This is a genomic window from Clostridioides sp. ZZV15-6383, from assembly GCF_020657735.1.
Lineage (GTDB): Bacteria > Bacillota > Clostridia > Peptostreptococcales > Peptostreptococcaceae > Clostridioides > Clostridioides difficile_D.
The window spans coordinates 1-6,486 of record NZ_JAGWCV010000096.1 but is presented as its reverse complement, the minus strand read 5'-3'; the positions used below and the strand labels follow the sequence as shown (position 1 = coordinate 6,486).

General features: G+C 24.6%; 10 protein-coding genes. All 10 read left to right on the top strand.

Going from position 1 to position 6,486, the window contains the following annotated elements; translation table 11 throughout:
- Window positions 1–804 (top strand): protein rep (locus tag KGF42_RS18525; protein WP_227826862.1); only part of this gene is annotated, 804 nt, incomplete at its 5' end.
- Between the two features lie 112 nt (window positions 805–916).
- Window positions 917–1,120 carry a hypothetical protein gene (locus tag KGF42_RS18520; protein WP_227826861.1) on the top strand — a complete coding sequence of 68 codons (204 nt, stop codon included), beginning with the start codon at window positions 917–919 and terminating at the stop codon, window positions 1,118–1,120.
- 156 nt (window positions 1,121–1,276) lie between these two features.
- The gene (locus tag KGF42_RS18515; RefSeq protein ID WP_087565787.1) at window positions 1,277–1,528 is read left to right on the top strand and encodes a hypothetical protein; all 252 of its coding nucleotides are present in this window, start codon (window positions 1,277–1,279) and stop codon (window positions 1,526–1,528) included.
- Window positions 1,529–1,700: 172 nt separating this feature from the next.
- Window positions 1,701–2,147: a hypothetical protein gene (locus KGF42_RS18510; protein WP_227826860.1), complete on the top strand. Its 447-nt coding sequence runs from the start codon at window positions 1,701–1,703 to the stop codon at window positions 2,145–2,147.
- A 161-nt stretch (window positions 2,148–2,308) separates the two neighbouring features.
- Entirely contained in the window at window positions 2,309–2,605 is a 297-nt protein-coding gene (locus KGF42_RS18505; RefSeq protein WP_227826859.1) for a hypothetical protein, read from the top strand.
- A gap of 94 nt (window positions 2,606–2,699) precedes the next feature.
- Window positions 2,700–3,986 carry a hypothetical protein gene (locus tag KGF42_RS18500; RefSeq protein WP_227826858.1) on the top strand — a complete coding sequence of 429 codons (1,287 nt, stop codon included), beginning with the start codon at window positions 2,700–2,702 and terminating at the stop codon, window positions 3,984–3,986.
- 14 nt (window positions 3,987–4,000) lie between these two features.
- Window positions 4,001–4,270, top strand: coding sequence for a hypothetical protein (locus tag KGF42_RS18495; RefSeq protein WP_227826857.1), 270 nt, complete (start codon window positions 4,001–4,003; stop codon window positions 4,268–4,270).
- Between the two features lie 119 nt (window positions 4,271–4,389).
- The gene (locus KGF42_RS18490; RefSeq protein ID WP_227826856.1) at window positions 4,390–5,025 is read left to right on the top strand and encodes a zonular occludens toxin domain-containing protein; all 636 of its coding nucleotides are present in this window, start codon (window positions 4,390–4,392) and stop codon (window positions 5,023–5,025) included.
- 101 nt (window positions 5,026–5,126) lie between these two features.
- Window positions 5,127–5,609, top strand: coding sequence for a hypothetical protein (locus KGF42_RS18485; protein ID WP_227826855.1), 483 nt, complete (start codon window positions 5,127–5,129; stop codon window positions 5,607–5,609).
- A 513-nt stretch (window positions 5,610–6,122) separates the two neighbouring features.
- Window positions 6,123–6,486, top strand: a 364-nt coding sequence (locus tag KGF42_RS18480; protein WP_227826854.1) for a hypothetical protein, incomplete at its 3' end; no start/stop codon positions are given.

Here is a 6,486-nt window from a genome sequence, read left to right as displayed (position 1 = left end):
CAAGCGTCTAGAATGAGTAATTATATTCCCGAAATAGAAAGATATAAAAATATTTATTCTCTTTATCATGTTGTTTTGACTGTTCCAAATTGTTCTTCAAATGAACTTCAATATGTTATAAAAAACATGTTTAAAAGCTATAGATATTTGACTCAATATTTTAGATTAAATAAAAAAATAAAAGGTCTTGATTTTGAATCTTTTGGTTACGTTGGTTCTATTCGTAGTTTAGAAATAACTTTTAATGGAGATAATTATCATCCACATCTTCATTGTATTTTTGCTCTTAGTAATGATTATTTTTTAGATAAAAAATTCGTAAATTTTTTTAGTTATAATAATAATGTTTTTTCTAGAAATTTTAGTTTTTTAGAAATTTTGGTTCAGAAAATTTGGTATCTTTTAAATAATAATATTAAAGTTAATTTAAATAATATAAATAATTTAAATATTGGATATTCTTGTACTTTTGATAGTATTGAAGATAGTTCTTATTTTGAAGTTTTTAAGTATATGACTAAATCTAAAGATGATTCTGAAAGTATTCTTACATATGAAAATTTTAAAACTTTATTTTTTGCTTTGTATAGGGTTCGTCAGATTCAAGGTTATGGTGTTTTTTATAATTTTAAAGAGGATGATAATATTGATTTTGAAGTTGATGAGTATTATGATTTTATTGTTGAATATTTGCAAAAAAAAGAGAGTCCTATTGAGATTTTCGAGACTCCTCAAGACTCTTTAAAAGATGATTTTTTGCTAATTAGTAGAAAGAAAATATATTCTTATTTGAAGAACTTATAATCTTTTCTTAACTTTTTATATATATTATATCACTAAATTCTATATATATTATACTATTAAATAAAAAAGTAAATGTATTGGAAAAATTTGTAATAGAAAGTAGTGATATATTTTGTTTACTGAATATAAGAATTTGAAAGATAAAATGCTTCGTATACGTGTTACTAATAAGCAAAAGATGGTTATTGAAGAATATGCAAATTTAATTGGTGAAAGTACTTCTTCTTATATACTTTCTCTTATTGAAAAAGATTTACTTGATAATAAAGATTTGTTTGATAATGCTGAAAAAATTGTTGATGATAAACTTTTATAATAATTTTTATTTTATTTAATGTAATAAAATTGAAAAAACTAATTTTTTTTATACTAAAATGTAGTCACAAATTTGTTGCTACATTTTTTATTTTTTGTTATACTATAATTGTAAAGGTTGTTAAAAAAATTCTGAAAATTTTTTAGGAGGTATTGTATGATAGTTACTTTTAATGATGTTGAATTGATGTTTAAAGATAGTGTTAGAAATAAAGAAAATAATCTTGTATACGAGTTTAATTTGTATCAAGATAGAGTTAAAAATTTAATTACTGTTAAAGATATTCCTCAAGATATTTTTAATAAAATTTCTGAGCGAACTGTTTTTTCTATTAAGTGTAAGCAAAATGCTTGGAGTATGAATGGTAAATCTGGTATTTCTTTTAGATTTGATTCTATAGTTGATTAATTTTTTAAGATGTTTTTTTGCTGATTAGGAGATGTTTTTAATGATTAATAACTTATTTTTAAATATTGTTTTTGTACTTGCTGTGTTGTTTGTATTTAATAAGTTATTTGTAAGTTTTATAGATTTTGTAATTTTTAAGTTGAGAAATTTTTATTGTGAGTAGGTGTTTTGCTTGGAAGAAGAAAAACAACAAAATATTAAAGAAGAAGTTCAACAATCTTCTAATTTTGTTGATTTTTCTTCTTTAGAAAATAAGTTAGATGCACTTTTACAGTTAAATGAAAAAATTTATAATGCTGATGAAAAAGAGCGTCAACAACTTCAAAAAGAAAAGGAAGAACAACAAAAACGTATAGAGCAACAGAATAAAGAGAATGAAGAAAAAGAGAAAGAAAATTCAACAGTTGAATTAAAACGTACATCTGAACAAAATGCTACAGAAAAAGAATTAATTGACGATACTAATAAATTTAGAAAAGATATTTTAAATCGTTTTGATACTCTTGTAACTCGTACTGATGAAGTTATACTTTTGAATAAAATTTCTCTTGGTTTTTCTACTTTTATTGTTGCTATATTATTAGTTTTAATAATTAGTAATACTTGTTTTAAGAGATAGTATGACTCCTTATTTGTCATTACTTTTTCGAGATATTGTTCTTCCTTTTTTTACTTATGGCATTATATGTGGCGTTATTTCTTGGTTTCTAGGGTTATTAATCAATTTTACTTATAGATTGATTTTTAATAAAGATTAAATAAATTTTAAGGAGGTTTTATATGTTACATAAGTTTACTAATAAGTGTAAAGAAGTTTTTGATTCTAAGTATTCTAATATTGCTATTATTACAACTTCTTTAGTTTCTACTTCTGCTATTAATTGTTTTGCTGCTGAAGTAACTCCGCCTGATTTTTCTGCTTCGACTGGTGTTATTGAGACTTTTTTAGGTTCTTTGACTACTGCTGTTATTAGTTCTTTAAATACTACAGCAGGTAAAGCGGTAGGAGTTTTTGCCGTATTTGTTATAATTAAACTTTGTATGAAAGTTTATTCTGTTATTACGTCAAAGGCTTAAACTAATTTTAAATGCTTGGGGGTTGTGTGACTTAGGGGCTAGGGGTTCCCTCTTGTCACACAGCCTTCAAGCATTTTTTTTGGAGGTTATAATTTTGAAATTAAAAAGAAAAATTTTTGCTATATTTTTAAGTTGTTTTTTAGTTATTTCTAGTACTATAAATTCTTTTGCTCTTGCTCCTGCTCTTGTCGCAGTTGCTCCCGAAGTTGTTAATGTTGTTGCGACTCTTGCTGTTGCGTCTGGTGTTGCTCTTACAACTAAAGATGATATATATGACGTTGTTAGGCTTGTCTATGAAAATACTCCTAATTGGGATTCTTTTGTTGATACTTTTAAAAAAGATGTTTCTATATCTGCTGATAATGTTGTCAAAGTTGGAAATGATTTTTTAGATATGTGTAAGTTTGCATTTGATAATATTTTTTCAAGTGTTCCTCCAAGTTATAATTCTATATCTGCAGTTGGTTCTCTTATTCAGGGTTCTACTATTGATTTGAAGAATTATTCTTCTCCTTTTGAATTTAGTTTTACTAATTTTAAAGTTGTTTGCGAAGGTAGTGGTTCTAGTGTTACTATTGATATTCAGATTCCTTATTCTGACGGTACTGGTTTTTTTAAATGTGCAAGTTATTATACTAATTCTACTTTACTTGATAAATATCGTATTAATTCTATAAAAGTGCAAGATTATAAAACTATTTTGGATATTACTTTTTATATGTTGCCTTCTAAATGGAATCCAAGTGGTGATAGTTATAGAGATACATATATTGCTGAAAAACCTCTTTCTGGAGTTGCTTACGATTTACCTTATGTACCTGGTTCTTATGATTGGGATAAAGTCGCTGGAAAAGTTATTCCTGGAGAAGATGGATTGGATGTTTATGTTCCTAATAATTCCAGTGATTTGATTGGAGTTCCTGGGGAAGATGTTTTTGTTGTAGAGAATAATCCTCCTTATGATTTGCCGGCTGATGGAACTGTTACAGTTCCTAATGTTGAGAATCCTTCTTTGCCTGTTGGAGATAATATTGTAATTCCTGGTGATTCTGTTGTAGACCCTCCGATAGACCCACCTGTAGACCCTCCAATAGACCCACCAGTTGATATTCCTGTTGTAGATATTAATTTTAAACCACTTGTTGATGCTATGTCTAATTTTAAAGAAAAATTTCCATTTAGTTTGCCTTTTGATTTTGCTAGAATATTTGAAGTTTTTAATGTTGAACCCAAAAGTCCTAATTTTGAACTTCCTTTTTATAATTTTAGTTTTGATATAGATTTTTCACTTGTTGATTTGTGGATTCGTATGTTTAGATATTTTTTTTATATTTGTTTTTTGTTAGGACTTATATTTATTACTAACAAACTTAAACCTTAATTGGAGGTGTATATATGTTAGATTTTATTTTTGGTATTGTTACAAATGTTATAAATTTTATTATTTCTGCTCTTGCAGGTGTCATAAATTTTGTTTTTTCTTTTTTACCTAACAGTCCATTTTTAAATTTGAATAAAGTTGATTCTGATGTTTTAAGTTATTTGCCTTATGTTTCTTATTTTTTTCCTGTTAAGTTGATGTTTGCAACTTTAACTGCTTGGTTGGCTTGTATGTTAATTTATTTTATTTATTCTGTTGTTATGAGATGGATAAAGTTAATGTAATAGTTTAAAAAATAAAGTTGTTATTTTATAAAAATGTATATATGTAGATAGATCTGTTTGTTATTTATCTATTTTTAAAAAATGTTACTTTAAAAAATAAAGTTTTAGGAGGTTTTTATATGATATATTTTTATTCTGGAACTAATGGCAGTGGTAAATCTTTGCATACTGCAAGAATTATTTATAATAGATTATTTATTCAAAAGAAAGATGTTATTGCAAATTTTGGTATTAATATGGATATTTATAATTCTAAAAAGAAGAAAGGTAGATTTTTCTATGTTAATAATGTTGATTTAACTCCAAAACTTTTAAAAGATTATGCTAGAAAAATTCATATTGCTGGTAAGGAAGGTCAAACACTTGTTGTAATTGATGAATGTTCTCTTAAATTTTCTCCTAGACGATTTAATGATAAAGATAGACTTTCTTGGCTTGAGTTTTTTGACCAACATAGGCATTTTGGTTTTGATTTTATTTTAATTTCTATTAAAGATAGAAAAATTGATAGACAAATAAGAGATATATTAGAGTATGATGTTGTTCATCGTAAAGTTAATCGTTTTAAATTTCTTAAATTTTTTCCCGTTTCCGTTTTTATTGCTGTTTATACTTGGTATGGTGTTAATGTTAAAGATCATTCTGAATTTTTTATTTATCGTAAAAAATGGGGTAAATTTTTTGATTCTTATAAGGATTTTAATTCTTATGATGATAGAAACAATGAATTGTTAGATTTAGTTTATTCTGATTAAAAATTAAAAAATAATCTTCAAAATGTATTACAAAATGTTTGACAATTTGTAATACAAAATGATATAATATATTTAAAGATAAATATTTAGGAGGGTTTTAAGTGAAGTTTGTTGATTCTAATAAAAATCGTATGGTTCAATGTAGGCTAAATGATGAACAGTATAATTGTTTAAAAGAAATTTGTAAAAATAAAAATTATACTATGTCTAAATTGCTTTTAAAGTCTTTAGATTATTATATCAATAATAGTCAAGATTTAAAATTTAAGGAGGGTATTTTAATGAATAAAATTACTAAAAAACAAGTTAAGCAATATGTTAGGGATTTTGTTGATTCAAAAGAAGTTAATATTTATAATTGTGGTTTTTATATTTATAATAATGAATTGAAATCATTTTTTAATATTGTTGGTCATGCTCATGATAGTTTATATTCTGATGCAACTTATGTTGTTTATGTTACTGATTTAATAAAAGATTATTTTTCTAATCAAGATTTAAAGTTTACTTTGAGTGATTTAGATAGTATTTTCTATGATAGAATAAATGATATGATTGAAGAATTTAATGAAGATTTATGTTAATTATTTTATTAAAAAATTTAACAACTGAAAAAGTTAATTGTTTTTTAAATTAACTTTTGATGGCGTTAGTACAAACCCCCTTGAGGGGTGCGTAAGCGATTTAATGGGTGTGTAAGTGATTTAGGGGGTAATTTTATTGTTTAAAAAATATTTTATTGTTAATAAGAAACGAAAAATTAGTCATAAGAAACGAAAAATTAGAAATTGTTTTTTTCATATGATTAATAATGATATTATTCAATATAATAAATTTAATCAAATTGATATTTTTTGGTTTAATAAATTTTATGGTTGTGAGGCTAACAGAAGGGATTTAGTTAAACTTTTAGAAGAGATTAAGTCTATAAACTTCTAACTATTTAAATTTCAACGTTTTTAAGTGATTTTTTTAATAAATTTCGATATTTTTCTTCTATCTTGATATATTAGAAATAAGTGGACTCACGAATTTTTTTAAGGGGGTGATTTTTTTGGACAATCTTAATTTTAACGATATTTCTATTAGTAATGATTATGTTAAAAATATTGTTAAAAATAACTTTTATAATGAAAATGTTATTGTTTCTTACTATGATCGTTTATCGTTCGAGTTTCCCTGACCTTGCTGTTTATTTTAGAAATCGTTCTGATAGTATAAGAGATTGCAATCGTATTTGGACTTTAGATTCTTATAATGAACAGAAAATTAAAGATTTTAAAAGAACTAATCTTTGTAAAGATAAGTTTTGTAATAATTGTAAAAAAGTTATACAAGCGTCTAGAATGAGTAATTATATTCCCGAAATAGAAAGATATAAAAATATTTATTCTCTTTATCATGTTGTTTTGACTGTTCCAAATTGTTCTTCAAATGAACTTCAATATGTTATAAAAAACA

Coding starts and splice junctions, on each gene's coding strand:
- KGF42_RS18515 (WP_087565787.1), top strand. CDS start 1,277: ATGATAGTTACTTTTAATGATGTTGAATTGATGTTTAAAGATAGTGTT.
- KGF42_RS18505 (WP_227826859.1), top strand. CDS start 2,309: ATGTTACATAAGTTTACTAATAAGTGTAAAGAAGTTTTTGATTCTAAG.
- KGF42_RS18495 (WP_227826857.1), top strand. CDS start 4,001: ATGTTAGATTTTATTTTTGGTATTGTTACAAATGTTATAAATTTTATT.
- KGF42_RS18490 (WP_227826856.1), top strand. CDS start 4,390: ATGATATATTTTTATTCTGGAACTAATGGCAGTGGTAAATCTTTGCAT.